Genomic DNA, 24,218 nt, shown 5'->3' with positions numbered 1-24,218 from the left:
CGGATAGCGGCTCCCCACCGCACGCTAGGCCGGGCTGTCGCCCACCCGCAAACGTATAATTAATTATTGGTTAAGGCACGGGATTGACAGGGAACAAGCTGCGGCAAGACGCCCGGGATTCCGGCTGATGTCGCACGTGTTCCGGGAAAACGGACTTCATAACCAGTTGATCGGAGTTGATCGCTTCGGCCGACAACGCCCGGAACGCTCCCGCACTGCGGTCGTTGGCTCCCGACACCAGCAAGGAGCATGTCCAATGCAGAACAAATCGAAACTCCTCTGCCTGATCACGGCTTCACTCGTCGCGGGCACGGCGGCCGCTTCGGCCAAGGGCTATGATTGGAACGGACCGCGCGCGGGATGGGACCGCACGGCCCCCGCTTACCAACCGGTTCAGCCACGCGCGTACTATCCGGATGTCGCGGGGCCTTACGGTGCGCTCAACGGCACCAACCATCCGGCGCCGAGCTCGACGCAGGGCGATGTCGGCCCGGAGGGTAACAACAACGGCACCCTGACCGGCGTCTATCGCAGCTGGTAACGCCCGCTCATGATGGGGCCCATCGTCCGTCACGGACGATGGGCCTTCGTTCGTCAGCGGCCCTGCTGCTTGCGCAGCCAGTCGAGCATGTCCTGCGGATTTCCGGTGCCCTGCGTCACGATGGCGCTGTTGCCGCCGCTGCGGCGATAGACCGTCGTGCGCCCGGGCTCCTTCTCAATCTTGACCTCGGCCTGCGCCGGATCGCCGCTCTGGGTAATGACGGACGTGCCGTTCTCGTCCTGAACGATTGTGGTATGGCCGTCGTCGGACTCGCCAGCTCCGGCCGGCCCGGCTGTCATCGCCGTCATGATGCTCATTCCTGCTGCAAGTACGATGAATCTCATGTTGCACCTCGCATTCACGATCACCGGCTGAACTGAAATATCGACAGCCAGTTGGAGCGCCCGAATTGTCGCACCGTTCCCGTGTTCATGTCTCCGATCTGGAGCAGGAGGGCGTTGGTGGAATTGCCGACCTGCGTGATATCGGCAATGTTGCTCACGCCCGACTGGCCGATCGCCACATTGGTGGTGCCACCCACCTGGATCACATCGACATAATTTCGCGTGCCGTTCTGGATGATCGTCGCATCGACCGTTCCCGTGCCACCGATCTGGATGACACGCGCGATATTGATGCGGCTGTTCTCTTCGATCGTGACCGGCTGGACATCGTTGCCGAATTGCACGATCGTCTCGATGCTCACGTTCCGGTTCGTCACGCCGCGCTGGACGGATCCGGCGGATGCCTCGGACGCGACGCTGACGACGGCAAGCAATGCCGCCAATGCGAGCAGTAGCCTAGCGCATTTCATTGCCTTGCCCCCATTACATTTCTGACGACGGCGAGGTCGCACTCAGCTCAGTGGCTATTTTGGACGACAGTCGCCGAGTTGAACGCACCGAACTGGGACAGGAAACTGCTGGTCGACTGGCCGGCCTGGCCGACAAACGCAAGATTATTCACGCCCGTCTGCCCGACCGATGCCGACGTCGTCCCGCCGAATTGCAGGATACCGGTCGCGTTGTTCGTGCCGTTTTGAGTGACGGTCGCGCTGGTGCTGCCGCCGATCATGAACACGCCGGCCATGTTGAGCTGGCTGTTCTGGTTCAGCACCACCGGCGGGCCGCCGAGCGACACGATGGTCTTGATATCGGCAGTCTGGGCACCGGCCGAGCCGGCGCCCCCGCAACACAAGGTGAGAAATGCGCCACAGGCGGCGCCTGAAAAATGTCTCATGAAATGCCTCGCTATCGAAAAGGATTGCGATCACGGAGTCTGCTGCAAAATCGTCGAGCCGTTCAGGATTCCGAGCTGTCCGACGCCGGCCGCGTTGTTCGCGCCGATCTGGCCGATCAGGCTCGAATTGAAGCCACCGGCCTGGCCGGCCAGCGCCGTGTTCGACGCCGTCGCGGTCGTACCGCCCTGCCCGATCACCGAGGTGTTGACGGTGAGGAGCGAACCCGTCTGCAACGTGGTTGCAGTATTGGTGGCGCCGAATTGCATCGTGGTGGCGCTGTTGTTGGTGCCGCCACTCTGCGAGATGAAGGAGTTGTTGGTGGTGCCGAATTGCAGCACGCTGGCCGAGTTGCCGGCCTGGGCATCGACGGCGGTCAACAGACTGAACGCCACGATCGTGGCAACGAGATATTTTTGATGCATGACATTTCCTCCGCAAAAGTCGGCGGACAACCTCTCACCGAGTCGTCCTGCCCGAGGCGGTGCTTTCAAGAATGGCGCGGACGCGCCGCAATTGGCGCGTCCGGCCAAACGGGGCTGGCTTAGTGCGCCGTCTGCGAGACGGTGCTGCCGTTAACGCCGAACACGCTGAGCTGTCCGACGGCGGCGGCGTTGTTCTGGAGCGGGGCAGGCCCGAACGAGTTCTGGGTGATCGAGCTGCCGTTGTTGCCGAACGCCACCTGGCCGGTGGTCGCCGAGTTCTGCACGCCGATCTGGTTGACCGTGCTGCCGTTGTTGAGCGAGGCCGCGCTGGTGCCCTGCATCGTGGTCGCACTGTTGACGAGGCCGAGCTGGCTGGTCGACGAGGTGTCGTTGGTGAGGCCCTGCTGCGAGACGCTGGAACCGTTCACGAGGCCCACTTGCACGGTGGTCGAGGTGTTGGCGGCCTGCGCGGCGGAGGACAGGGCGAGCACGGCAACGGAAGCAAAAAACAATTTGCGCATGGAATATCCTTTCTGGCTAAGATCTCTGACTGGGTTCGGATGCCGTCTTGGAGGAGGCCGACATCGCAGGACCGACTTTGAACCGATCGTGCTGCGTGCGACAGACTGCAGTTCATGCTAATCGGTACGGACTAGACGTTGCGCGGCGCCTTGGTGCCCGCGGCACTAGCTGTACGGTTGTCCCGTGCCGGTTCGTATCGTCTCTTCTTCGCGTCCCATGCTGTCGACCAACCGCACCACCTCGATCGGCGAGCGAAGCTCCAGCTTTCGCATCATCCTGGCGCGATGGACCTTGGCCGTCACTTCGCTCACCCCAAGCTTCGCCGCGATCTGCTTGGCAACCAGACCCTCGGCCATCAACAGCATGATCTCGCGCTCCCTTGCCGTCAGCGTCTCGACGCGCTGGCGCGCCTCGCGCACGCTATCTTCGCGTTCGAGCCGCCTGCGGTCGCGCTCGATGCCATGCCTGATCGCATCGAGGATCTCCTGTTCGCGAAACGGTTTTGGAAGAAACTCGACTGCGCCGCGCTTCATGGCCTCGACCGAGACCCGGACGTCGGAATGGCCGCTGATGAAGACGATCGGGATGAGCACGCCCGTCTCGGCGAGCCGGCGCTGAAGCTCGAGGCCGGTCGGCGCCGTGCCGGGAAAGCGGACGTCGAGCACGAGGCATGAAGGTCCGCCGGAAATACTGCCCGCGACGAACTCGTCCGTCGATGCAAACAATTTTACCTGATGCCCGGTCTCCTCGCAGAGACTTCCTATCGCAGTTCGAATCTGAATTTCGTCATCAATGATATAAACTGTAGCTTGACCTGAACTCATGGCAACGGGCTCCCCGGCTTGGGGCTCGATGAACACGCAACGAGCCATCCATTCTTCTTGCAAGCGAGATCAAGGTGCTTGGATGAATTCGCGGGGATCGGGCGAGTCGCTCCGATCCGCCGCTTCGACGTCTTAGGGCCAACACCCGTTCAAGACGAGTGAAGGTGTTCACATATCGGGTTTCGTGATTGCGGGGATTCGCGCTTGGGAGCTGCGGCATCACAGCGAGGCGCGATATCGACAATGCGACGATCTGGAACTTCGGTATCGCCCGCTGCGTCATGGCGTCGCCACCCACGTGCCGACTTGAACGCCAGGCGCTGGCCGCTTCAGCCAGAACAGACGGGACGTTAAGTCAGCTTGTCGAGTTCGATACCGCGCGCATCATATCGATACGCTCCGTATGCATTTCCGGCAAGTCACGAAAAATAGCACCCGAAGACTTTACTTCTGGATCATCAAGCGCACCCGACCGACGCCCCGGCAGCGGCGACACACTGACGATCGACTGCGCTTTCTAAGATTTACAACCATAGCGCGATCTTTCTCCGTGCCGCCAACGATGCCATTTCAAGAGGCGGGTTTTTGATATGCGATTTGTGCCAGTTATTGCCTTGCTCGGAACCGCATGTGGCCTCGCCGCGATCTACGCCGCCCGGCCAGCCGTGATCAGCGACGCCGCCGGGGCCGCGGCGCAGAAGGCGGCCCGCGCCTATGAATCGACCCAGCGGCTGCTCGGACCGGTCGGGCGGGAAACACGGACCTTCGGATCGGACGCCCCCGTATTCCGCTATGCCTCGATCCAGCGCGGCAGCATCGAGCAGACCATCACCGTCACCGGCGCCCTGCAGCCGGTCAAGACGATCGAGGTCGGTTCCCAACTGTCCGGGCAGCTCGCCCGGGTCTATGTCGATTTCAACGACACAGTCACGAAGGATCAGCCGCTCGCCCTGATCGATCCGCGCAGCTTTGCGGCCAAAGTCGACGAAGCCAGGGCGGCCGTGGCGGTGGCGAACTCCTTTGTCGACATCGAGCGGGCCAAGCTCGACCGCGCCAGGATCGATCTGCAAAACGCCAGGGGCAGCAGAGACGTACTCGTGGCCAAGCTCGACAGCGCGCAGGCGGTCAAGGCGTCGGCGCAGAAGACCTTGCAGCGCAAGCTGGCTCTACAGTCACAAAATGTCGTGGCGGTAACGGCGGTGGATGACGCCCAGACGGAGTTCACCGCGAGGCTTGCCCAAGAGCGCGAAGCCGAAGTCCTGATGTCCCTGAACGCCTACTCAGTCGACGGCGCGCAGGCCGATATCCGCCGGATCGAGGCGGAATTGCAGCAGGCACGAATGGCCGTGCCGGAGAAGGCGGCCGTTCTCGCTGCGGCCCAGGCCGATCTCGACCGCACCGTGATCCGCTCGCCGATCGATGGCGTCGTCGTCGGCAGGTTCGTCAACGAGGGCCAGACGCTCGCGGTCGGACTGGAATCGCGCACGACGTTCGTGGTCGCGCACCGACTGGAGGACATGGAAATTCACGCCCAGGTCGACGAAGCCGATATCGGGCGAATCGCCCCCGACCAGCGCGCCCATTTCACGGTGGATGCCTACCCGGACCGCCGCTTCGAGGCGGTGGTGCGGCAGGTGCGCAAGGCACCACAGAACCAGCAGCACGTCGTGACCTACACCGTGGTCCTGGCGACCTCCAATCTCGACGGCGCGCTGCTGCCCGGCATGACCGCCCTGGTGAAGATCGTGATCGAGCGGCAGGACGACGTGCTGAAAGTGCCGCTTGCCGCGTTGCGCTTCCAGCCCTCCGGCACGCAGCCGGATGCCGCGGCGCGCAGCGGGGTGTGGGCGCGCACTGCAAGCGGCTCACTCCGGCGTATTCCCGTGACCGTCGGCGCGGCCGGCACCGAACAGGTCGCGCTCAGGAGCGGAGACCTCGTCGAGGGCAGTCAGGTCGCCGTGGGTCAGGCCATCCGGCCGGCCGGCATGGAGTTTCTCGGCATCAGGTTCGGATCATGACGGCCCCCCAGCCCCTCATCAGCCTGCAGTCGGTCTCCAGGACCTATCGTGCCGACGGAGTAGCGGTGACTGCGGTGCGCAATGTCAGCTTCGACATCGAACGAGGCGAGATCGTCGCGGTGATGGGACCGTCCGGCTCGGGAAAATCGACGCTGATGAACATGATCGGGCTGCTCGACCTGCCGAGCGAGGGCGCGCTCTATCTCGAGGGAGCCGACGTCGCCGATCTCTCCGAGGACCACCGGTCGTCCCTGCGCGCCCGCAGCATCGGCTTCGTATTCCAGTCCTACAATCTGCTCGCGCGCCACAATGCGATTGAGAACGTCGCGCTGCCGCTGGTCTATTGCGGCATCAGCCGCAAGGAACGCCTGGCCCGCGCCGAGCAAAGCCTGGAGGCCGTCGGCATGGTGCACCGGGCCCACCACTTCCCGCGGCAGCTCTCGGGCGGCGAGCAGCAGCGCGTCGCGATCGCGCGCGCCCTGATCGCCTCTCCGCTGATCGTGCTCGCCGACGAGCCGACCGGCGCGCTCGACAGTCGTACCGGCGCCGAGATACTGGCCCTGTTCGCCGCGCTCAACCGGACCGGCCAGACCATCGTGATGATCACGCATGATCCCGGCATCGCGACCCAGTGCCGGCGCACGATCCGCCTGCACGACGGCGAGCTCGTCGCTGACGAAACGCTGGTCCCGATCCTGCCGAAACGGAACGCTGCGCCATGACGATGCTCCAGGGCTTTCAGATCGCTTTGCACGCCTTGCGCCTCAATCCGTTGCGCAGCATCCTCACCATGCTCGGCATCGTGATCGGCGTCGCCTCCATCGTCACCGTGTTTGCGATCGGGTCCGGCGCGCAGCTTCGCCTCCAGGAGCAGATCCGCTCGATCGGCGCCAACGTGCTGATGATCAACCCCGGCGCGGTCTACCAGGGCGGCGTGCGTCTCAAGGATGGCAGCAAGCTGACCATGACCGAGAGCGACGTGCAGGCGATCCTCGAGCAGATCCCCGAGATCCAGGCAGCGGCGGGTTCGATTGCAGGAACGGCGCAGGTCATTCACGAGAGCAAGAACTGGAACACGACCATCAACGGGACGACGACCGGGCACTTCATGGTCCGCGACTGGCAGCTTGCGACCGGGCGCTATTTTTCCGGCACCGAGGAGGCAGGCGCCGGCAAGGTCGTGATCCTCGGCAGCACGGTGGCGCAGGAGCTGTTCGCGCCCGGCGAAGACCCGATCGGCGCACAGATCCGGATCATGAAGGTGCCGCTCGAAGTGGTCGGCGTTCTCGATCGCAAGGGACCGGCGCAGGACGACGTCGCCTTCGTGCCGCTCACCACCGCCAAGCTGCGCTTCCTCGGCAGCGCAAGCAACATCAACCGGGATTCGGTCGCCTACATCATCGCCAAGGTGGCTGCGGACGGACAGATGGCGGGGGCGCGAACGGAGATCGAAAACCTGCTGCGGCAGCGCCACCGTATCCCCGCTGGCCAGGAGGACGACTTCAAGGTCCAGGATCCGGCCGCCGCAATGGAAGCGCAGCAGGGAGCGATCCGCACCGTCGCGCTCCTGCTCGTCGCCATCGCCTCGGTCTCGCTGCTCGTTGGCGGCATCAGCATCATGAACGTCATGATCGTGTCGGTCACCGAGCGTACGCGGGAGATCGGAATCCGGCGCGCGCTTGGCGGGCGGATGCGGGACATCCGTCTTCAGTTTCTCTGCGAGGCGCTCGTGCTCTGCCTGCTCGGCGGCGCGATCGGCGTCGGTGCCGGCGTCACGCTCTCGATGACGGTCGCGCGCATGGCAGGATGGATCACCTCGATCGACGGCCAGGCGATCGGCCTCGCCCTCGCCTTCTCGATCGCGACCGGCCTGATCTTCGGTTTTTATCCCGCCCACAAGGCATCCAAGCTCAGTCCGATCGAGGCACTCAAGACGGAGTGAGAACATGCTGGGGTGTTCGCGTCGACCAAAGGCCACGGAGGAGCAGTCATGAGTCCGGATCCGAAACATTCGATCACACCAACGCCACGCGAGCGGGACCTGATGATGCTGATCGCACGCGGCATGCAGAACAAGAACATCGCGTACGAGCTCAAGATCTCGGAGAACACGGTGCGGGCGCATATCGGCAACATCATGCGCAAATACCGCCTTCAGAACCGGACCCAGATCGCGATCATCTTCGCCCTGCAAGCGGCGCCGCCATCGCTTCGCCGCAACCTGGCCAATGGCGGCCGCAATTCCATGACGGCCGCGCCGGCCAAGGCGGTCGCGCAGAATACGCCGGTCCCGACCGCGCCGGACTGACGGCTCCGGCCACAATCCCTTGCGTCATTTCGGGCGAAACACCCAAGTCCGGGGTCAACGGACCGGCGACAAAATATTTCTCTTTATTAGAATTCGGATTTTTGTTAGGAGTTTCTCGACCCGGCCCAAGGAAGAGGGGCGTATCGCGATCGTCACGAACGCGGGCCGGACGGCGGTGGACGTTGGTCACATCGGCGCGAAGGACTTCGCAGGGCGGGCAACCGTGAGTGAAGGCGTCGCGCACACGACCGGTGTGATCGGCGTACGGCAAAATCGTGTGGTCCTGGCGCCCGGGGTCTGTGCGCCAAGTGTTGCGGTGATGTGGGTTGCCCAACCGGGCACGCGCGTCAGCCATCCGCAAGGCGACGGGGGCAATAGTGCATCGCTCCCCGGGGAGATCACGACATAAGCCGTAAAGCCACTGCGCAGGGAAGGCCGTGTGTTGGGCTTCACCTGTATGCCGCTGTGCATTGTTCTTACGACAATCTCGCACAGTGGACCGCGGGTGCCAGCCGGCACCCGGCCTTCCCTGCGCCCTCTTTCAATCGAGGGTGAGGCGACGAAGCAAAGCTCGGGCGAAATGCGCCGCGAGGCTGCGATCCCATGTCGGTTGTCCAACAACGGTCTCGTGCCCCGGACGCAGCGCAGCGCCTCTTGGCGGTGCGCTGCAGAGCCGGGGCCCATGCAACAGCGTGCCGTGGGACCTGCTGGGTCCCGGCTCTGCGCAGCACCGCTACGCGCTGCAGCGCGTCCGGGACACGCGAGCGGCCGCCACCCTTCTTTGCGTGCCGCTCCGCTCTTGTAACAAAACCGTCATGCAGCGAAACTAAACGAACCGGGGGCCGCGGTTGGCGGCCAAGCTGCCTCGCAGGGAGAGATTTTGATGCGCCGTTCACTGGTGTTGCTGTCAGCCGGACTGACAGTGTTGTCCGCCGGACTTTCGACCGGACCTGCCTCCGCCGAGAACAACACGCCCCGTAACCTGATCCTGTTCATTCCGGACGGTCTACGCGCGCTGAAGGTCACACCCGAGACTGCCCCCGCAATGGCCGAAATCCGCGACAAGGGCGTCAATTTCAAGAATTCGCACTCGCTATTCCCGACCTTCACCATGGCCAACGGCTCGGCGATGTCGACCGGCCATTATCTCGGCGACACCGGCGTGTTCTCCAACACGATCTGGACCAACTATACCTCGGTGCCCGCCGGCGAGACCGTCGTCCCCTTCATCGAGAACGACGCCGTGCTCGGCGACATCGACGAGCATTTCAAGGGCGACTATCTCAATGAAGACACGATCCTGAAGCTGGCCCGCGACAAGGGCTACAGCACCGCCGCGCTCGGCAAGCATGGGCCGACCTATCAGTTCGACCACACCGACAAGCCCGAAAAGGCCGGCCTGCATTCGGTCGTGTTCGACGATGCCACCGGCGGCAAAAATGGCGTGGCGCTGTCGGACGAGGTCAAGGCCGCTCTCACCAAGGCCGGCCTGCCCCTCGCAACGCCGCCGCGCGGCGACAACTCCAAGGCGGGCGATGCCAAGACGCCGGGCACCACGGTCGCCAATGTCGCGCAGCAGGCCTATTTCGCCGACGTCGCGGCCAAGGTCGTGCTGCCGATGTTCAAGGCGCGCAACAAGCCGTTCGTGCTGGTGTTCTGGTCGCGCGACCCGGACGGCAGTCAGCACAACACCGGCGACAGCCTCAACCAGATCATGCCCGGCATCAACGGGCCGACCTCGATGGCCGGCATCAAGAATGCCGACAACAACCTCGCCCAGCTCCGCAAGGCGCTGGACGAGCTCGGCCTTGCCGCCAACACCAACATCATGGTCCAGGCCGACCACGGCTTCTCGACCATCTCCAAGGAAAGCAAAACCAGCCCCTCGGCCAAGCTCAGCTATGACGACACGCCGAAGGACTTTTTGCCAATGGGCTTTCTGGCGCTCGACCTTGCCAAGGCGCTCGACCTGCCGCTGTTCGATCCCAACGACAAGAACGCCAAGGTCGAGGGCAACAAGCATCCCAAGGCCGGCAACGGCGTGCTCGGCAAGGATCCGGAAAAGCCCGATCTCGTCGTCGCCACCAATGGCGGCTCCGACCTGATCTATTTGCCGAACAAGGACAAGAAGCTGGCGGCCAGGACCATCAAGACGCTGCTCGAGCAAGACTACGTCTCGGGCCTGTTCGTCGACGACTCGCTAGGCCGCTTCCCCGGCACCCTGCCGCTGTCGAGCATCAATCTGCGCGGCAAGGCGGCGACGCCGACGCCGGCGATCGTCGTCAACTTCCGCTCCTACGCCAGCGATTGCGGCGAGGCGCCGACCAACTGCTCGGTGCAGGTCGCCGACACCGTGCTGCGCCAGGGCCAGGGCATGCATGGCAGCTTCAGCCGCGGCGACACCATGAACTTCATGGCCGCGATCGGGCCGGACTTCAAAGCCGGCTATGTCAGCGATATTCCGGTCAGCAATGCCGATGTCGGCATGACCGCCGCCCAGCTGCTCGGCCTGCGCGCATCGCAGAACGGCGGCCTCCTCGGCCGCGTGATGTCGGAAGCGTTGCCCAATGGCATCGTGCCGAAGGCGTACAAGGGGGTCGAGAAGTCGAAGAAGTCCGAGAACGGCCTGCAGACCGTGCTGAACTTCCAGCGCGTCGGCAGCCAGCGCTATTTCGACACTGCCGGCTTCCCGGGCCGCACGCTTGGGCTGGAGCCGGACGCCGGCAAACAAAAAACGGCGGGGAAATAACCCCGCCGTTCAAATGCGTCCTCGTGAGAGGCGCAGAATCTTACATGCCCAAAATCTTACATGCCTATGTCGAACACGTTCGGCAGCTGGCCCGCCAGAGGCAGCGCGGTGGCGCCCAGGAAGGTCGCCACCATCGCCATCAGGCGACGGTTGTTGTGGCGTTTGCCGCGCATCTGGCCGGCGATCCACTCGAGCATTTCGCTGTTGACCTTGGAGGCATAGGACGGCGCCCAGCTCTCGATGTCGGACTCGGCCGACAGCGCCACGCTACGCGGCGGCACCTTCAGGCCAGACGCGCTGGCGGCATAGTGGGCCACAGCCTTAGCAAGCAAATCGTCGAACCGGCCGCCATCGGTGCGCTCGGTTGCGGCTTCATTGATCTCGAACAGCACTTCGGCCTCAGTGCGGCTGATCGGCTGGTCGTTGACGGCTGTGGCGGTCAGGATGCGGGCGCACCAGGCGGTGTCATCGGCATCGAGCGAGCGGGAGAAGTGCACCCTTCCCTTGGTGGTCGGGCCTTCGCCCGTGATCACGCCGTCGCGCACGATGGTCAGTGCATGGGCCGAGGTATCGCGGCAGGACGGTTCGAGGCAGGACGGTTCGAGGGACGGCGACTCAACAGACTTATGCGCAGCGGCAGACATAGTTCACTTCCAGATTTCTTCTGATCGGCCAGCATTTTCATGCCGGCGTAAAGGGGTGGTTAATGATTCGGTACGGGGATCGCGACTTTTCTCAATGGTTGCCAATTGGTCGCTGTCAGGACCAGTTTGGTTCTGGCAAGCGCCGGGCGAGCGTGATGGGAGTCATAAAAGGCTTTCTCGGGGCAATCGCGCCCGTATAGCCCCGGTGGAGATGTTTCGCCGCAGGCGCGGCTGTAACAAAAAGGTGCTAGGAAATCAGGCCTTCGAAGAAGGAATTCACATTTTACTTGAAGCGGTTCAGTTAGCGTTCACTTGAGGTCGTGGAGCCCCTATACTGGCCCAGACGGTCAAAGATGAATTCATAAGCAAATTCAATAGCATGAGGTAGAACCATGACGCTTCCGATCGGCACCACCGCCCCCGACTTCGAAGCCGAGACCACCGAAGGGAAGATCAAGTTCCACGACTGGATCGGCAATAGCTGGGCGCTGCTGTTCTCGCACCCGAAGGACTTCACGCCGGTTTGCACGACCGAGCTCGGCGCGCTCGCCAAGCTGAAGCCGGAATTCGACAAGCGCGGCGTCAAGCTGATGGGCCTCTCGGTTGATCCGGTCGACCGCCATGCCAAATGGTCCGAGGACATCAAGGAGACGCAAGGCGCGGCCCCGAACTATCCGATGATCGGCGACACCGATTACAACGTCTCCAAGCTGTACGGCATGCTGCCGGCCGCCATCTCAGGCGATCCCCTTGTCCGCACCGCCGCCGACAACCAGACTGTTCGGAATGTCTTCGTCATCGGGCCGGACAAGAAGATCAAGCTGGTGCTGGTCTATCCGATGACGACGGGCCGGAACTTCCAGGAGATCCTCCGCGTGATCGACTCGCTCCAGCTCACCGCCAAGCACCGCGTCGCGACCCCGGCCGACTGGTCGCAGGGTGACGACGTCATCATCGCGGGCTCGGTCTCCAATGACGAGGCCAAGACGATCTACCCGCAAGGCTGGAAGGAGCCGAAGCCCTACATCCGGATCGTGCCGCAGCCGAAATAACCCAACTGTCATTCCGGGCGATGCGTCAGCGCCGCCCGGGATGACGATGTTAGCTCTTACGCCGCGCGCACGCGTTCGAGGAAGCCCTCGACCTCGGCCTTCAGATGCAGGCTCTCGCCCGACAACGCCTGGGCGGAGGCAAACATCCGGCTGGACGTCTCACCCGTCTCGTTCGCACCCTCGGCGGCCTGACGGACGTTGACGGCGACATCGGCCGTGCCCGATACCGCCGCGCGAACACTGGCGACGATGTTTTGGGTCGCGCTCTTCTGCTGCTCGACCGCAGCCGAAATCGAGCCGGCGATGCCGCTGATGCGCTCGATGGTCTGGCTGATCGCCTTGATGGCGACAACCGATTCCTCGGTCGCAAGCTGCATGCTGGCGATCTGGTTCGAGATCTCGTCGGTCGCCTTGGCGGTCTGGCCGGCGAGCGTCTTGACCTCCTGGGCCACCACCGCAAAACCGCGGCCGGCATCGCCCGCGCGCGCGGCCTCGATGGTCGCGTTCAGTGCCAGCAGGTTGGTCTGCTCGGCGATCGAGGTGATCAGCTTGACGACATCGCCGATGCGCGCGCCCGCCTCGGAGAGCTGCGCGATGCGCTGATCGGTCGCCTCGGCCTGCCGCACGGCCTCAGCGGAAATGACGTTCGATTCCTGCACGCGCCGGGTGATTTCAGAGATCGATTGAGACAGCTCGTCCGAGGCCGACGCCGCCGAACGCACGTGCTCGGAGGCGTTTTCGGAAGCTCCGGCCGAGCGCGCCGACAGATCGGCGGTCGAGCGCGCGGTGTCGGTGAGCTGCCGCGCAGTCCGCTCGAATTCGCCTGACGATGTCAGCACCTTGTCGAGAATGCCGCCGACACCGCCGCGGAACTCTTCGACGAAATTGCGCAGGTCGGATTTGCGCTGCTCGGCGGCTGCAGCCGAAGCGGCCGCCTGCTCGCCGCGCATCCGCGCCCGCTCCTGCGAATTGCTCCTGAACACCGCGACCGTGCGGGCGATCTCGCCGATCTCGTCGCCTCGATCCTCGCAATCGATCTCGACGTCGCTCTGGCCTTCGGCGAGCGCGGTCAGCGAGCGCGTCACGGAGGTGAGCGGCTTGGTGACGCGGCGGACGACCAGCAAGGTCAGGACCAGCACCAGCAGCGCGGCGAGCCCGGCGGCGATCGCCATGCTTTCGATCGTGTGGGCCAGCATGCTCTCGAACTGGGCCATCGGGATGCCGACATAGAGGATGCCGGCGACCTTGCCGCTGGCGTCGGCGATCGGGAAATAGGCGGTCATGAAGGTCTTGCCGAACAGCGTGGCCGGGCCCTTGTAGGCCTCGCCACGACGCAGCAGCGCCTGCGCCGGATGATCGGCGGCAAGCTGGGTCCCGACGGCGCGGTCGCCATTTTCCTTCTTCACGTTGGTCGAGCGCCGCACGAACTGCCCGCTCGCATCGTCGAATACGAACAGGGTGGCGTTGCCGCCGACATAGGACACCGCGCGATCGACGATGGCGTGATCCTTGAACTCCGGCATCTTGGGAATCTCGGCGCGCGCCACCGCGCCATCCTTCATAGTGATCTTGGCATCGGGAACGATCTCGGCAAACGCCAGCGCCAGCGTGCGCAAGCTCACCTCGATGTCGCGGAGCGCGCGATCGTTGAAAGCGGAGCTGAGCGACCAATAGCCGGCGCCGACCACGAGCGCCGTATTCATGGCGATCAGCAGCACCGCGCACAGGAGCGCCTTGGTGCCAAGTTTGAATTGCGGCAGAAACTTCGCCGTTGCTCGTCCGTACATGAATGGATGACTCCTGTAATTCCTGCATATTCATGCAATCGGCTTACGGTCACATTAACGGCGGTTCCAATCGACGCCCCGCGACATGCTTTCGAAATTGTTAACGAGGACATCCTGACCACGCCCAGAACTACGCAAAGGACTACGCCAAGCGCTCCGCCCATCATCGTCTGGTTTCGCGATGACCTCCGCCTGTCCGACCATCCCGCTCTCCACGCTGCCGCCAAGGCGGCTGTGAAGACCGGCGCGCCGGTGATCTGCCTCTATGTGCTGGACGACGCGGCCGGGCGAGCGCCGGGCGCCGCGGCTCGCTGGTGGCTGGCGCAGTCGCTGCGGGCGCTCGGCGCCGAGATTGCTACCCGCGGCGGATCTCTGATCCTGCGCAAGGGGCCGGCGGTCAGGGTGATCGCGGAGGTGGTCCGCGACAGCGAAGCCCGCACCGTCTACTGGAACGGCATCGCACAGGCGCCGCATCAGGCGATCGAGCGGCAGCTCGAAGCAGCGCTGGCAAAGCTCGGCGTGGACTCGCAAAGTTTCCCGGGCGACTTGCTCGTCCCGCCCGCGGCAATCCGCAACAAGGAAGGCCGCGGCTTGCGCGTGTTCACACCATTCTGGCGGCGCGTGCTGGCGCTCGGCGATCCGCCGAAGCCCCTGCCGGCACCGAAGGAGCTGCGTCCGGCGCCGACGGTCGCCAGCGACGCGCTGGAGACCTGGAAGCTCGAGCCCGACAAGCCCGACTGGGCCGGCGGCCTGCGCGAGACATGGACCCCCGGCGAAGCCTCCGCCCGCGCCCGCCTGCGCGACTTCCTCAAGCACACCGCACGCGGCTATGTCGGCGACCGCGACCACCCGGACCGGGAGGGCACCTCACATTTGTCACCGCATTTGAGGTTCGGCGAGCTCAGCCCGCGCCAGGTCTGGCACGCCGCGCGGTTCGCCGCGGCAGAAAATCCCGCGATCGGATCCGGCATCGACAAGTTCCTGAGCGAGCTCGGCTGGCGTGAGTTCTGCCGGCACCTGCTGCACGACCATCCCAACCTTGCCACCGAAAACCTGCAAACGAATTTCGACGGCTTCCCATGGAAGCCCGACGCCAAGGCGCTCGCCGCCTGGCAGCACGGCCGCACCGGCTATCCCATCGTCGACGCCGGCCTGCGCGAGCTCTGGCACACTGGCGTGATGCACAACCGGGTGCGAATGGTCGTCGCCTCGTTCCTGGTCAAGCACCTCCTGATCGACTGGCGCGCCGGCGAGAGCTGGTTTTGGGACACGCTGGTCGATGCGGATGCCGGCAGCAATCCCGCCAACTGGCAGTGGGTCGCCGGCTGCGGCGCCGACGCGGCGCCCTATTTCCGCGTGTTCAATCCGGTGCTCCAGGGCGAGAAGTTCGACCCGGATGGAGCCTATGTGCGACGGTGGGTGCCCGAGTTGAAGGATGCGCCAGCCAAGCTCATCCACCAGCCCTGGCAGACGACGCCGATCGAGCTTGCGAGCGCCGGCGTCACGCTCGGCAAGAGCTATCCGCAGCCGATCGTCGATCATGCCAAGGGACGAGAGCGCGCGCTCGCCGCCTACGCAAAGATCCGCAAAGGTTGAGCGTTGCTTTGACACAATTATGAAACGCGCTATCGTCATCGCTCCATGCAAACCGTGGGGGACGATATGGACGACGACAAGCCGATCACCGAACAGGCGATGGACACGATCACCACCGCCGTGGAAGCGACCAAGGACGCCGCTGTCACTGCGGTGAAGAAGGTCAGGAAAGCCGCCAAGAAGGCTGCGAAGAAAGTAGCGCCGAAGAAGGCTTCCAAGAAGAAAGCCAAAAAGGCTGCGAAGAAGGCTCCGAAGAAAACTTCGAAGAAGGCGGCCAAGAAGAGTTCGAAGAAAGCTGCAAAGAAGTCGTCGAAGAAGGCGGCCAAGAAGACAGCAAAGAAGGCCACCAAGAAAGCTGCCAAGTCGAAAAAGAAGGCCAAGCGCTGATCGCAACGCTGAAGTCTCCGGGGGCGGACGCGCCCGGAGACGGCTCCAGCGATACCCTACCCTCGCCGCTTGGCTGCGCGCCGGCCCGGGTGATGCTCGCCTTGATCGCGAAATTCGCTGCGATGGCCGCGCCGGTCCTCGGCGTTGAAGCGCCGCCGTTTCTCGGGTGAGCCGAACTGCTTGATCAATCTCCTGCCGTTCACCTTCTTGATGACGTGGCCGCCCTCGGTCATCGAGAACGGCTCCTTGAGCGATCCAATGTGGTCGAACTTCGTGCCGCGGGGATGCTTGAAGGGTTCGAACCACGAGGGATAGACGAAGTTCGACATCGGGAAGCCGATGACGACGAAGGCGTCCTCTTCGACTGCGTCGCAGACCTCGTAGGCATATTGGGTGTGCCGGGTCTTGTCGGCCCACAGATTGGCCATGGGGTCGAGCACCGTCTCGAACAGCTCATGCGAGGCTGCCACGCTGACGAGCTCGTCGCCCAGCGCCTTGACGAAGATCTTAGAGATCGGCTGTCCCCGATGCGTCAATTCATGCCGCCCGAGGAAATTCTTGTGGGTCGCATCGTTGAAATAGACCAGCTGCCAGTCGGCGGGCTTCGGCTTGCGGGTAACGTCGAGATCGACGGGGTAGGCCCAGACCGGCAGGAAGTGCTCGTCATAGCATTTCTACAGCGCGGCCGTGAGCCGCGCCATCATCCGCTCGCTCATCATCTTTTATGCATAATTGATGCAGGCAATGCGGACTGGCTTCAGAGATCTGCCGAGCGGTGCACGACGCGCATTCTTCATGGAAATCACCGCGTGAAAGGAGGCTGAAATGCCCCAAGCCTAACACGAACGCACCCCACACGTCAGGGATGTATTCCGGCGGCCCGGCTCGCCGGTCCTAAAAGCGTCGGTTGACCACGAACACCGCGGCTGCGCACATCACCGTGCCCGTGATCGCCAGCGCATCGAGCATTTCTCCGAACAGCAGATAAGCCATCAGCGCCGTCACGGCGGGCACCAGATAGAACAGGCTTGCAACAGACGTGGCGGCGGCGTGGCGGATCAGCCAGTACAGCAGCCCGATCGACCCGATCGAAAGCGCCACGGCGAGCCAGGCCAGCGCGAGCATGAACTCGCGCGTCCAGTGCACCACGCGGTCCTCGAACAGGAACGCGCCGATCGCGAAGAAGATCGTGACGGACACGTACTGCACGAGATTGCCGGCGCGCCAGTCGATGTGGTTGCAGTAGCGGCGCTGATAGAGCGTGCCCAGCGTGATGCTGATCAGCGAGACCACGGAGGCGAGCCACCCGAGTCCGGCTTCGCCGGTCATGGGGCGGCCGTGCAGGATCAGCACCACGCCGCCGAGGCCAAGCACGAGCCCCGCCCATTGCACCGGCGTCACCTTCTCCCCGAGCCATCGGTTGGCGATGGTCGAGGTCAGGATCGGCTGGAGGCCCGGAATGAGCGCGGAGAGCCCGGCCGGAATCGAGTGCGCGATCGCGATTGCGGTGCCGCCGAGATAGAAGCCATGGACGAGAATGCCCGCGATGGCGCTGTGCGCGATACCGACACGGTCCGGCCATTTCGGTCGCGCAATCGCGACGATGATCGCCATCAGACCAACCACGAACGCCATGCGGATGGCGAGGTAGGTCAAGGGATCGGCATTGTTGACGACGTATTTGGTGCCGATGAAGCCCGTGCTCCAGAGCAGGACGAACAGGATCGGCGCGGCACGGGCGGTCAGGGCTTCTTGATTATGGTTCATTGCCGCCCTCATTGCCCCACCGGGGGCCAATGCGGCAATGCGAATTTCGGCCAGTGCCGTCCGGACGATGCTGCGCTGCGATGGACCGGACGGCTCAGCCGCTCACCATTCGTCCGGACAGGGATCGATGATCTTCCAGAGCTCGACGCCGTTCTTGATCTTTTTCATGTCGGTGGTGAGCCCGCCATTGCGGCGGATCCAGTCCTTCACCGTGTCGGGGTAATAGGCCATCAGGTCGGACGTCCCCTCCGCGCTGGTGACCTTGATGCCGAAGGTGAAGGCCTTGTCGTAGTAGGCCTGGTGGAAGCCGAGGCTGGCGCGCGGCGTCACGCAGATCTTGTTCATCGGCACGATGCCGAGCACCAGGGTGCAGGCCGAGTTGCAGATGCCGTCGATGATGACGCGCTCGCCCTTCTCGCGGACGCGCTTGTACTTGGCCTTGTACTCCTCGACATAGCCGCCGTGGTCGCGGGTGATGTGCAGTTCGGCCCGCGCCGGCGTGGCGGCGACGACCGAGAGCAACAGCAGGCTCAGAAGCGTGATGCGCATGGCGAGGTGACGGCGAAAGCCTTCAGGAATGGACCGGCCTATGGACCCCACGAAGCCGGCAGGAGTCTTGAGCTAATTCTCTTTGGTCACACTTGTGTGGGGAATTCGTTAAGCATCTCGAAAAGGCCAAAAATGGGCAAGTCTGGGCCACAGAACCGGCAATTCTGTCACACCCACCCGGAAATCTGCGGGATTGGCCCCGGTTTCCGGGCTGCAGACGGGTGTTCCGGCCGCTCGAACTGGCTATAAACGGCTGACCTATTCGTGCGGGTTCCGGAGATTCGAGATGAGCAAGTTGAAGCTTGTAGCCGCGATTGCTGCCCTGTCGGCCGCAATCCTTGCCCCTAGCCTCGCAGAGGCGCGGGGACATCACCGGTATCACCGCCACTACACGAACCCGCTGCCCTACCCGATCAGCTATCTGCACAATTACGGGCCCGGCATCACGCCCGGGACGTTCGCCTTTTACGACGGCCCATCGACCAACCATTGCTACCAGAGCGCAGCCGCCTATGTCGGCCAGGACCGCCGCCGGCACCCCTGCTTCTGAGGGGCGCAGGCGCGTCCTCTGCGGGAGGGGCGGCTATTTGGCGGTGCCCGACAGCAGCAATTGCTTCTCGATCTCGTAGACCGGCAGTTTGACGAGGTCCTTGCCGACCTCGCCCTGGAGAGCCTTGCGCACCACGTCCGAATAATCGGCGCGGATCATCCCGAGGGCTCGCAGCGAGGCCACCATGGTCAAGGCCGAGGTCTCGCCTGAGCTAACGGCGGCATCGAGCCGTCCGGCCAGGCCGCGCAGGAAGGCGCGCTCGGCCTCGTTGTGCCAATCCGTCTGCTCCACCGAGCTGCGCGTGCCGGCCGCGCCATGAAGCCTGCCCGGCGCGTCGGTCCCTTGCGCACCGGTCGAGGGATTGGGCTGCTCGTGCACCTCCCTGGTGTGGAGGTTCGGAAACATCCCGTCGCCGAGGTTTTCCAGAATGAGCGCCTTGCGCCCGTCGCACACGACCAGCCAGTCACCCTTGTCGATTCTCATTTTGTCCATTGCACAGCTCCAAAGCGACCTCGCGAGCCTGCTCTTCGAAATGCTCGAAAGGCTGGTCACGACGCCAAGCTTAGGGACGAAGCTGCACCGATGAGTTGCGCGGGATCAAGGATGGCGGCCATGTCCTGCGGAGCGCAACGCAAGCACAGCATTGGTCAAGAGCGCGAACCTGCGATAGTCTGGCGGAGCTAAAGGTCAGGCCTGCGGCGGGCTGGCTGAAGACCTGTTCATCAGCATTACATTTCGGTCCCGCCACAATTTGATCAGAACAAACTTCGATATCCCTGTATTGCGTAAGCGGAGAAAGACATCATGAAGCTTAGAATTGGCCTCGTCGCCGCGACCCTGCTGGGTGCGTTGGTCGCATCACCGGCGGCGTCCGCCATGCCCATCGCGCCTGCTCCTGCGACGCCGCAGGTTTCCGACGTCGAGCAGGTCCGCATGGTCTGTGACGCCTGGGGACGCTGTTTCTGGCGTCCGAACTACTATGGATATTACGCGCCGCGGCCCTACTACGGTCCCCGATATGCACCGCGCTTTTATGGCGGCCCTCGCTATTACGGACCTCGCTACCGCCGCTGGTGATTCTAAAGGGGCCCTCCGGGGCCCCTTCGCTTTTTGCGAGATCAAGGATGCTGGTCTGGAGTCATTCCAAAACTGATCTAGATCAAAGACGAAATCCGCGACGCCGTCATTCTCCGACGATGGTCGATTTGATCGTTTTTCGATGTCCCCAGACGGGCATGAACGTGCAGACACATCTTGAGAAGCAACAGAGACAGGAGGCCCAGAGCTTTGCCTCCTTCGCCTGTCCCGCCTGCACGCGGCTGCATTTCATCGACCTCGCCTCCGGCCAGCCGATGACTCGGGACCGTTGACGGCGACATCGATCCGCCGGGCTCATGCCATGATGTCCGCAATACTACGGCCTGGAATCCGGTTTACTGAAGCGCGATGTTTCGCCATTGATGGCGATGTACTGACGTTCATTTGATTGTCACATTGCGACAGCCGGCCACACGCATGTTGTTCGACGCCCTCGCCCCATCATCCGCGCTTCGATTGATCGGCTTTGCCGACGTCGATGCGTTTCGGCCGATCGAGTCGATGGAGGATGCGAGAAGCATTCCGCTCGACGTCCGGAATTTCGCGGCGGCTCGCGCTGTCGTCTCCCTGCCCGGCTGCCGCATCGTCATGATGCGCTCGTTCGCGCGCATCCTCGACGCCGCCTATCGGATGCCCGGCGGGATGGTGATCCTGCCCATGACGGACGACCTTCAGGTCAATTCCAAGGGCATGGATCTGGACGCGCGTTTCTTCATCGCGCTCCGCGGCAGCGACGAATGCCATTTCGTCGAGCGCCGGACCAATCATCATGCGATGATCATCTTCTCACTCGGCCTGAGTGACCGGGGCTGGTTCGATCAGGCGGACGAGTTGCGGGCCTATAGCGCGAACCGCCCCGCTTTGCTTCACATACGCCAGCTCCTGCTCGACATTCTGCGTACCGCGTCGGTGCAGCCGGCCCTGTTCGAAACGACCGAGGTCGCCGCTCATCTGCAGGAAGGCCTCCTGCTCGCGCTCGACGATCTGTTTCGCATCGATTCGCTCTCAGACCGGAGTGCCTCCGTCCAGGGCGAGCGGTCGATCAAACTCGTGCAGCGGATCGATGATTACGTCGCGGCACACCCGACTGCTCCGATCTATACCGCCGATCTCGCCGGCGAGTTCGGCGTCTCGATCCGGACGCTCGGCGGCGCCGTCAGCCAGGTGCGCGGCATGAGCCTGCACCAGTACATTCGCCTGAAAAAATTGTGGGCGACGCGGTCTCGCCTTATCAAAGGCGGCGGCGCCACCGTCGCTACATGCGCGCGCGCGCAAGGCTTTCACCATTTGGGGGAGTTTGCCGCAGCTTACCGCGCGACCTTCCACGAAGCGCCGTCCGACACGCTGGCACGAGGCCGGCAAGCCGGTCCGACGGCTGGTTGACCGGACAGGCCGCTGCGGCGGTCGTTGTCGGCGCCCTCTTCGGAACATATCCGGAATTGGCGCGCTCGGAGAGATTCGAACTCCCGACCCTCGGAATCGAAATCCGATGCTCTATCCAGCTGAGCTACGAGCGCCCTGGCCCCGACATTGGGCCGCAGCCGACACGCCTCCGATCGCTGCTGGCGAGCCAGCAGGCCGGACGACGTTCGGATGGGTTCGAATTAGCAGAGAGACCGGCCAATAAAAAGCCCTTCCCGCCCCAATTCGAGAGGGGGGCGGACCTGATCTTACCAAGTGCTGTTGAAGAAGCCGAAATGCGGCTGCTGGGCCATCACCATCATCGGGCGACCTTGCTGCGGCACCGGATGCGTCCTGGCGAGCTTGCGCTTGGGCTGCTGCGCCTGGCTCTGAGGGGGCTGAGCCTGAGGAAGCTGGGCCTGCGCCTGAATCTGCGTCTTGGCTTCGGTCTTCTTGGCCGCAGCGGTATCGGCCTTCGCGGCCGGCGTGAATTGGGCGAACGTCTCGCGGACCCGCGCCTTGGCTGATATCTCGGCCAAAGCCGGTGACATGCCCTCCACGGCCGGTTGGGGAGCCGCGACGGCGGCGATCTTCACCGCAGGGGCGGCAAGCGTCGGCTGACTGGTGTCGAGCACGATTCGCTCCGGCAGGTGGCGATCGGACCGGATCCGGATCAACGGCTGCTCGTTGCTTGCGGTTGCGATAGCCTGCGTCACAGGCGAAGTCGGCAGAACGTAGTTCGCCGCGAACAGCAGTGCCAGCAAGGCTCCACCGACAAAGAAGAAATACCGAAAGATGGGCATTGGCCACGCTCCGCCCCCCGCATCCCCGCGTGGGCTCTCCGCCTTAACAGCCGATCATTTAATTGGTTCCTGGCCCAGCCGTTCGGTTCAAATGGCGACGCCAAGTTTCTTGGCCAAGTCCCCGGGACAGTAACTTTTCCGCTATCAGGCAATGCCGGCCTTATGTCCGACGTGCTGCCACAAGCGAACACTTTGCCTGATCGGCATTCACGTTGACGAAGCCGACGGGAATGCGCGCAAAAGTCTTGCGGCTCTTCATGCCGACCGTATCAGCCAGAACGCGGCTGCGGTCGGTGAGATGACGACCATCGCGCCGCGCAAAAACGCAGACGATCTCGACATCCTTGACGGCATAGTCGTTGTCGTTGCGCAGCGTGAGCGTCACCAGCGCCTTGGAACCAAGGCCGCCGCGGCGCCAGGTCTGGGATGAAATCCTGATCCGACCGAGTTCTGCCATTGTCGGAATCTGAGCTTCGGATGGCGACGACACGGCGGCCGCATCGCGCGAAGGAGCCGTCTCGACGGCTGCCACGTCAGACCTCACCGGTTCGGCACTGTTGCCTCTGGAAACAGGGAGCAGCATCCAGGTGCCGCAACCGGCGATGATGGCCGCCAACAGCCACACCAGTCGTTCGCCGGTCCCGGCGAAACGCCCTAACCCGATGCGGTCAAACCCAGCGTTCATGGCTGCCTCACCGATCCCCGCGGAAACACGTTCGACAACGGATTCGGCCACTGCTTACCTTAATCCGGAAGACGAACTAAGGTTCCCGCGCAGCCGTCGAGTCGGCAAGAGCGGTGGCGGTCACCGGCCGAGGCCGCTAACATGCGCTGCAACATCAAGACCCGTCGGGAGAACATGAAATGCCAGTCGTCACTTGGGATCACGTCCATCTGCGCAGCCCTGATCCGGAGGCCACGGCGGCCTGGCTGCGGGACATCCTTGGTGGCGAGATCGTGCAAGCACCCGGGCGGATCGACGTGAACCTTGGAGGCGCAAGGATCTTCATCGCGCCACTCGAGGGCGACAACGCGGTCAACCCGCCGCCGCCGCACCCGCATCAGGGCCTCGACCATTTCGGTCTCACGGTGAAGGACATCGACGCCGTCGCCGCCGAGATCAAGGCCAAGGGCGTCACCTTCACGCGCGAACCGACCACGATCCGCCCCGGCGTGCGCATCTGCTTCATCCGCGGCCCGGAAGGCATCTCCATCGAGCTGCTCGAGCGCGACAAGAAATATACCTGATACCGCGCGAGCCGCATCGGCTCACCGGTCATGTGCCGCCCGGTGCGCCTAAGTCATGCTACCGGGCATGAAGCAGCGGATGGCGACGCCCATGTAGCCGTAGATCGGCCAGACCATGGTGCGCCCCACCCGGTTCGGCTCCGAGATCACGGCCTCCTCGGGCACCTCGACCCAGACGAGCTCCTGGGGCCGGCCGTCGATCACGTAGCCATAGCGCGGGACGCGGACCCGATAGTGCCCGTCCTTGCTGTCCCAGTCGGTATCCGAGAGCGCCGAGCCGTCTGCGTCGGAGCAGCAAGGCCCCTTGCCGCTTCGCAGTCCGTCGAACCAGGCCTTCAATTCGGCATTGGTGTTGACGAATTGGCCGCGGTCGCGCGCGTGCCCGATCGGGGCTGCGAGTGCTATCAGGGCCAGGACGCAAGCGAGGCTCGCCACGCTTCGCCAGCGTGCCGCGCCGCCAATCCGCCGTTGTCGTGTTTCGCAAATCGTGGGACGCACACTGTACAGACGCGGCTTCTCGCCGCCGGAATCGATCCAGTTGCTCACGTTTGTCTTGCTCCAGCACCCCGCGGCCAGTGCAACAATGGTTATGCATTTCGCGGGCCAACTTGATTCGCAACGACTGGCCTCGCTTCATGATCAGACGGTCATGGCGGTGTCATAGACAAGTCGGGACAACTACGGCTCACGGGCAGGCTCGCAAGGCCGGCGG

General features: G+C 63.6%; 27 protein-coding genes, 1 tRNA gene and 1 pseudogene. 13 read left to right on the top strand and 16 right to left on the bottom strand.

Annotation, left to right across the window (positions count from 1 at the left end; all coding sequences use genetic code 11):
• Window positions 1–256 precede the first annotated feature (256 nt).
• Window positions 257–541 (top strand): hypothetical protein, encoded by a 285-nt coding sequence (locus tag AC0L3C_RS18680; RefSeq protein WP_473408648.1) that lies wholly within the window; start codon window positions 257–259, stop codon window positions 539–541.
• Between the two features lie 53 nt (window positions 542–594).
• Here the strand turns inward: AC0L3C_RS18680 and AC0L3C_RS18675 are convergent, their stop codons facing one another.
• The 6 genes from AC0L3C_RS18675 to AC0L3C_RS18650 all read right to left on the bottom strand — a co-directional run bounded on the left by AC0L3C_RS18675 (window position 595) and on the right by AC0L3C_RS18650 (window position 3,549).
• Window positions 595–885, bottom strand: a complete 291-nt coding sequence (locus tag AC0L3C_RS18675; protein ID WP_473408647.1) for a hypothetical protein — start codon at window positions 883–885, stop codon at window positions 595–597.
• A gap of 20 nt (window positions 886–905) precedes the next feature.
• Entirely contained in the window at window positions 906–1,355 is a 450-nt protein-coding gene (locus tag AC0L3C_RS18670; protein WP_473263906.1) for a curlin, read from the bottom strand.
• A 47-nt stretch (window positions 1,356–1,402) separates the two neighbouring features.
• Window positions 1,403–1,780, bottom strand: a complete 378-nt coding sequence (locus AC0L3C_RS18665; RefSeq protein WP_473284987.1) for a curlin — start codon at window positions 1,778–1,780, stop codon at window positions 1,403–1,405.
• Between the two features lie 30 nt (window positions 1,781–1,810).
• A complete protein-coding gene (locus AC0L3C_RS18660; RefSeq protein ID WP_007611483.1) occupies window positions 1,811–2,203 on the bottom strand; it encodes a hypothetical protein in 393 nt (130 codons plus the stop codon).
• 119 nt (window positions 2,204–2,322) lie between these two features.
• Window positions 2,323–2,724, bottom strand: a complete 402-nt coding sequence (locus AC0L3C_RS18655; protein WP_473263908.1) for a curlin subunit CsgB — start codon at window positions 2,722–2,724, stop codon at window positions 2,323–2,325.
• Window positions 2,725–2,889: 165 nt separating this feature from the next.
• Window positions 2,890–3,549, bottom strand: coding sequence for a response regulator transcription factor (locus AC0L3C_RS18650; RefSeq protein WP_473408646.1), 660 nt, complete (start codon window positions 3,547–3,549; stop codon window positions 2,890–2,892).
• Window positions 3,550–4,139: 590 nt separating this feature from the next.
• Here AC0L3C_RS18650 and AC0L3C_RS18645 point away from each other — a divergent pair.
• The 5 genes from AC0L3C_RS18645 (at window position 4,140) to AC0L3C_RS18625 (ending at window position 10,624) form a co-directional block, all read left to right on the top strand.
• Entirely contained in the window at window positions 4,140–5,567 is a 1,428-nt protein-coding gene (locus tag AC0L3C_RS18645; protein WP_473263910.1) for an efflux RND transporter periplasmic adaptor subunit, read from the top strand.
• Window positions 5,564–6,289: an ABC transporter ATP-binding protein gene (locus AC0L3C_RS18640; protein ID WP_473263911.1), complete on the top strand. Its 726-nt coding sequence runs from the start codon at window positions 5,564–5,566 to the stop codon at window positions 6,287–6,289. The genes AC0L3C_RS18645 and AC0L3C_RS18640 overlap by 4 nt, the downstream gene beginning before the upstream one ends.
• On the top strand, window positions 6,286–7,509 hold the full coding sequence (locus tag AC0L3C_RS18635; protein ID WP_473284983.1) for an ABC transporter permease: 1,224 nt from the start codon (window positions 6,286–6,288) through the stop codon (window positions 7,507–7,509). The genes AC0L3C_RS18640 and AC0L3C_RS18635 overlap by 4 nt, the downstream gene beginning before the upstream one ends.
• 48 nt (window positions 7,510–7,557) lie before the next feature.
• Window positions 7,558–7,875 (top strand): response regulator transcription factor, encoded by a 318-nt coding sequence (locus AC0L3C_RS18630; protein WP_473263913.1) that lies wholly within the window; start codon window positions 7,558–7,560, stop codon window positions 7,873–7,875.
• An 883-nt stretch (window positions 7,876–8,758) separates the two neighbouring features.
• On the top strand, window positions 8,759–10,624 hold the full coding sequence (locus tag AC0L3C_RS18625) for an alkaline phosphatase family protein (RefSeq protein ID WP_473408645.1): 1,866 nt from the start codon (window positions 8,759–8,761) through the stop codon (window positions 10,622–10,624).
• A 56-nt stretch (window positions 10,625–10,680) separates the two neighbouring features.
• Here AC0L3C_RS18625 and AC0L3C_RS18620 read toward each other — a convergent pair whose 3' ends face one another.
• Entirely contained in the window at window positions 10,681–11,268 is a 588-nt protein-coding gene (locus tag AC0L3C_RS18620) for a hypothetical protein (RefSeq protein ID WP_473263915.1), read from the bottom strand.
• A gap of 392 nt (window positions 11,269–11,660) precedes the next feature.
• Here AC0L3C_RS18620 and AC0L3C_RS18615 point away from each other — a divergent pair, with 392 nt between their 5' ends.
• Entirely contained in the window at window positions 11,661–12,320 is a 660-nt protein-coding gene (locus AC0L3C_RS18615) for a peroxiredoxin (protein WP_473281134.1), read from the top strand.
• Between the two features lie 56 nt (window positions 12,321–12,376).
• Here the strand turns inward: AC0L3C_RS18615 and AC0L3C_RS18610 are convergent, their stop codons facing one another.
• The gene (locus tag AC0L3C_RS18610) at window positions 12,377–14,107 is read right to left on the bottom strand and encodes a methyl-accepting chemotaxis protein (protein ID WP_473408644.1); all 1,731 of its coding nucleotides are present in this window, start codon (window positions 14,105–14,107) and stop codon (window positions 12,377–12,379) included.
• Window positions 14,108–14,299: 192 nt separating this feature from the next.
• On the opposite strand from AC0L3C_RS18610, the gene AC0L3C_RS18605 reads away from it, so the two are divergent.
• Together AC0L3C_RS18605 and AC0L3C_RS18600 are read left to right on the top strand one after the other, a co-directional pair.
• Window positions 14,300–15,703, top strand: a complete 1,404-nt coding sequence (locus AC0L3C_RS18605) for a cryptochrome/photolyase family protein (protein WP_473408674.1) — start codon at window positions 14,300–14,302, stop codon at window positions 15,701–15,703.
• Between the two features lie 66 nt (window positions 15,704–15,769).
• The gene (locus AC0L3C_RS18600) at window positions 15,770–16,090 is read left to right on the top strand and encodes a histone (protein WP_473263917.1); all 321 of its coding nucleotides are present in this window, start codon (window positions 15,770–15,772) and stop codon (window positions 16,088–16,090) included.
• 56 nt (window positions 16,091–16,146) lie between these two features.
• On the opposite strand, the pseudogene AC0L3C_RS18595 reads toward AC0L3C_RS18600, so the two are convergent.
• The 3 genes and pseudogenes from AC0L3C_RS18595 to AC0L3C_RS18585 form a co-directional block, all read right to left on the bottom strand.
• Window positions 16,147–16,887 (bottom strand): annotated as a pseudogene (locus tag AC0L3C_RS18595) (hypothetical protein).
• Between the two features lie 97 nt (window positions 16,888–16,984).
• Window positions 16,985–17,857 (bottom strand): DMT family transporter, encoded by an 873-nt coding sequence (locus AC0L3C_RS18590; RefSeq protein WP_473408643.1) that lies wholly within the window; start codon window positions 17,855–17,857, stop codon window positions 16,985–16,987.
• A 102-nt stretch (window positions 17,858–17,959) separates the two neighbouring features.
• Window positions 17,960–18,406 (bottom strand): hypothetical protein, encoded by a 447-nt coding sequence (locus tag AC0L3C_RS18585; RefSeq protein WP_007603109.1) that lies wholly within the window; start codon window positions 18,404–18,406, stop codon window positions 17,960–17,962.
• 286 nt (window positions 18,407–18,692) lie between these two features.
• On the opposite strand from AC0L3C_RS18585, the gene AC0L3C_RS18580 reads away from it, so the two are divergent.
• The gene (locus AC0L3C_RS18580; RefSeq protein ID WP_473263920.1) at window positions 18,693–18,956 is read left to right on the top strand and encodes a hypothetical protein; all 264 of its coding nucleotides are present in this window, start codon (window positions 18,693–18,695) and stop codon (window positions 18,954–18,956) included.
• A 33-nt stretch (window positions 18,957–18,989) separates the two neighbouring features.
• Here the strand turns inward: AC0L3C_RS18580 and AC0L3C_RS18575 are convergent, their stop codons facing one another.
• Complete coding sequence (locus tag AC0L3C_RS18575) at window positions 18,990–19,448, bottom strand: host attachment protein (protein ID WP_473408642.1); 459 nt, start codon at window positions 19,446–19,448, stop codon at window positions 18,990–18,992.
• 312 nt (window positions 19,449–19,760) lie between these two features.
• Between AC0L3C_RS18575 and AC0L3C_RS18570 the strand changes: the two genes are divergently transcribed.
• Window positions 19,761–20,033 (top strand): hypothetical protein, encoded by a 273-nt coding sequence (locus AC0L3C_RS18570; protein ID WP_084462300.1) that lies wholly within the window; start codon window positions 19,761–19,763, stop codon window positions 20,031–20,033.
• Between the two features lie 438 nt (window positions 20,034–20,471).
• Window positions 20,472–21,437, top strand: coding sequence for an AraC family transcriptional regulator (locus AC0L3C_RS18565; protein ID WP_473408641.1), 966 nt, complete (start codon window positions 20,472–20,474; stop codon window positions 21,435–21,437).
• A gap of 57 nt (window positions 21,438–21,494) precedes the next feature.
• Here the strand turns inward: AC0L3C_RS18565 and AC0L3C_RS18560 are convergent.
• The 3 genes from AC0L3C_RS18560 to AC0L3C_RS18550 all read right to left on the bottom strand — a co-directional run bounded on the left by AC0L3C_RS18560 (window position 21,495) and on the right by AC0L3C_RS18550 (window position 22,943).
• Window positions 21,495–21,571 (bottom strand) — tRNA-Arg (locus AC0L3C_RS18560).
• A 153-nt stretch (window positions 21,572–21,724) separates the two neighbouring features.
• Window positions 21,725–22,258 (bottom strand): hypothetical protein, encoded by a 534-nt coding sequence (locus AC0L3C_RS18555; RefSeq protein WP_473408640.1) that lies wholly within the window; start codon window positions 22,256–22,258, stop codon window positions 21,725–21,727.
• Between the two features lie 160 nt (window positions 22,259–22,418).
• Window positions 22,419–22,943 (bottom strand): hypothetical protein, encoded by a 525-nt coding sequence (locus AC0L3C_RS18550; RefSeq protein WP_473408673.1) that lies wholly within the window; start codon window positions 22,941–22,943, stop codon window positions 22,419–22,421.
• A 179-nt stretch (window positions 22,944–23,122) separates the two neighbouring features.
• On the opposite strand from AC0L3C_RS18550, the gene AC0L3C_RS18545 reads away from it, so the two are divergent.
• The gene (locus AC0L3C_RS18545) at window positions 23,123–23,506 is read left to right on the top strand and encodes a VOC family protein (RefSeq protein ID WP_007603095.1); all 384 of its coding nucleotides are present in this window, start codon (window positions 23,123–23,125) and stop codon (window positions 23,504–23,506) included.
• A 48-nt stretch (window positions 23,507–23,554) separates the two neighbouring features.
• Here the strand turns inward: AC0L3C_RS18545 and AC0L3C_RS18540 are convergent, their stop codons facing one another.
• Window positions 23,555–24,052: a hypothetical protein gene (locus tag AC0L3C_RS18540; protein WP_473281146.1), complete on the bottom strand. Its 498-nt coding sequence runs from the start codon at window positions 24,050–24,052 to the stop codon at window positions 23,555–23,557.
• Window positions 24,053–24,218: the final 166 nt, after the last annotated feature.

Source organism: Bradyrhizobium sp. WSM4872, from assembly GCF_055811715.1.
This window is presented reverse-complemented; position numbering and strand designations above follow the sequence as displayed.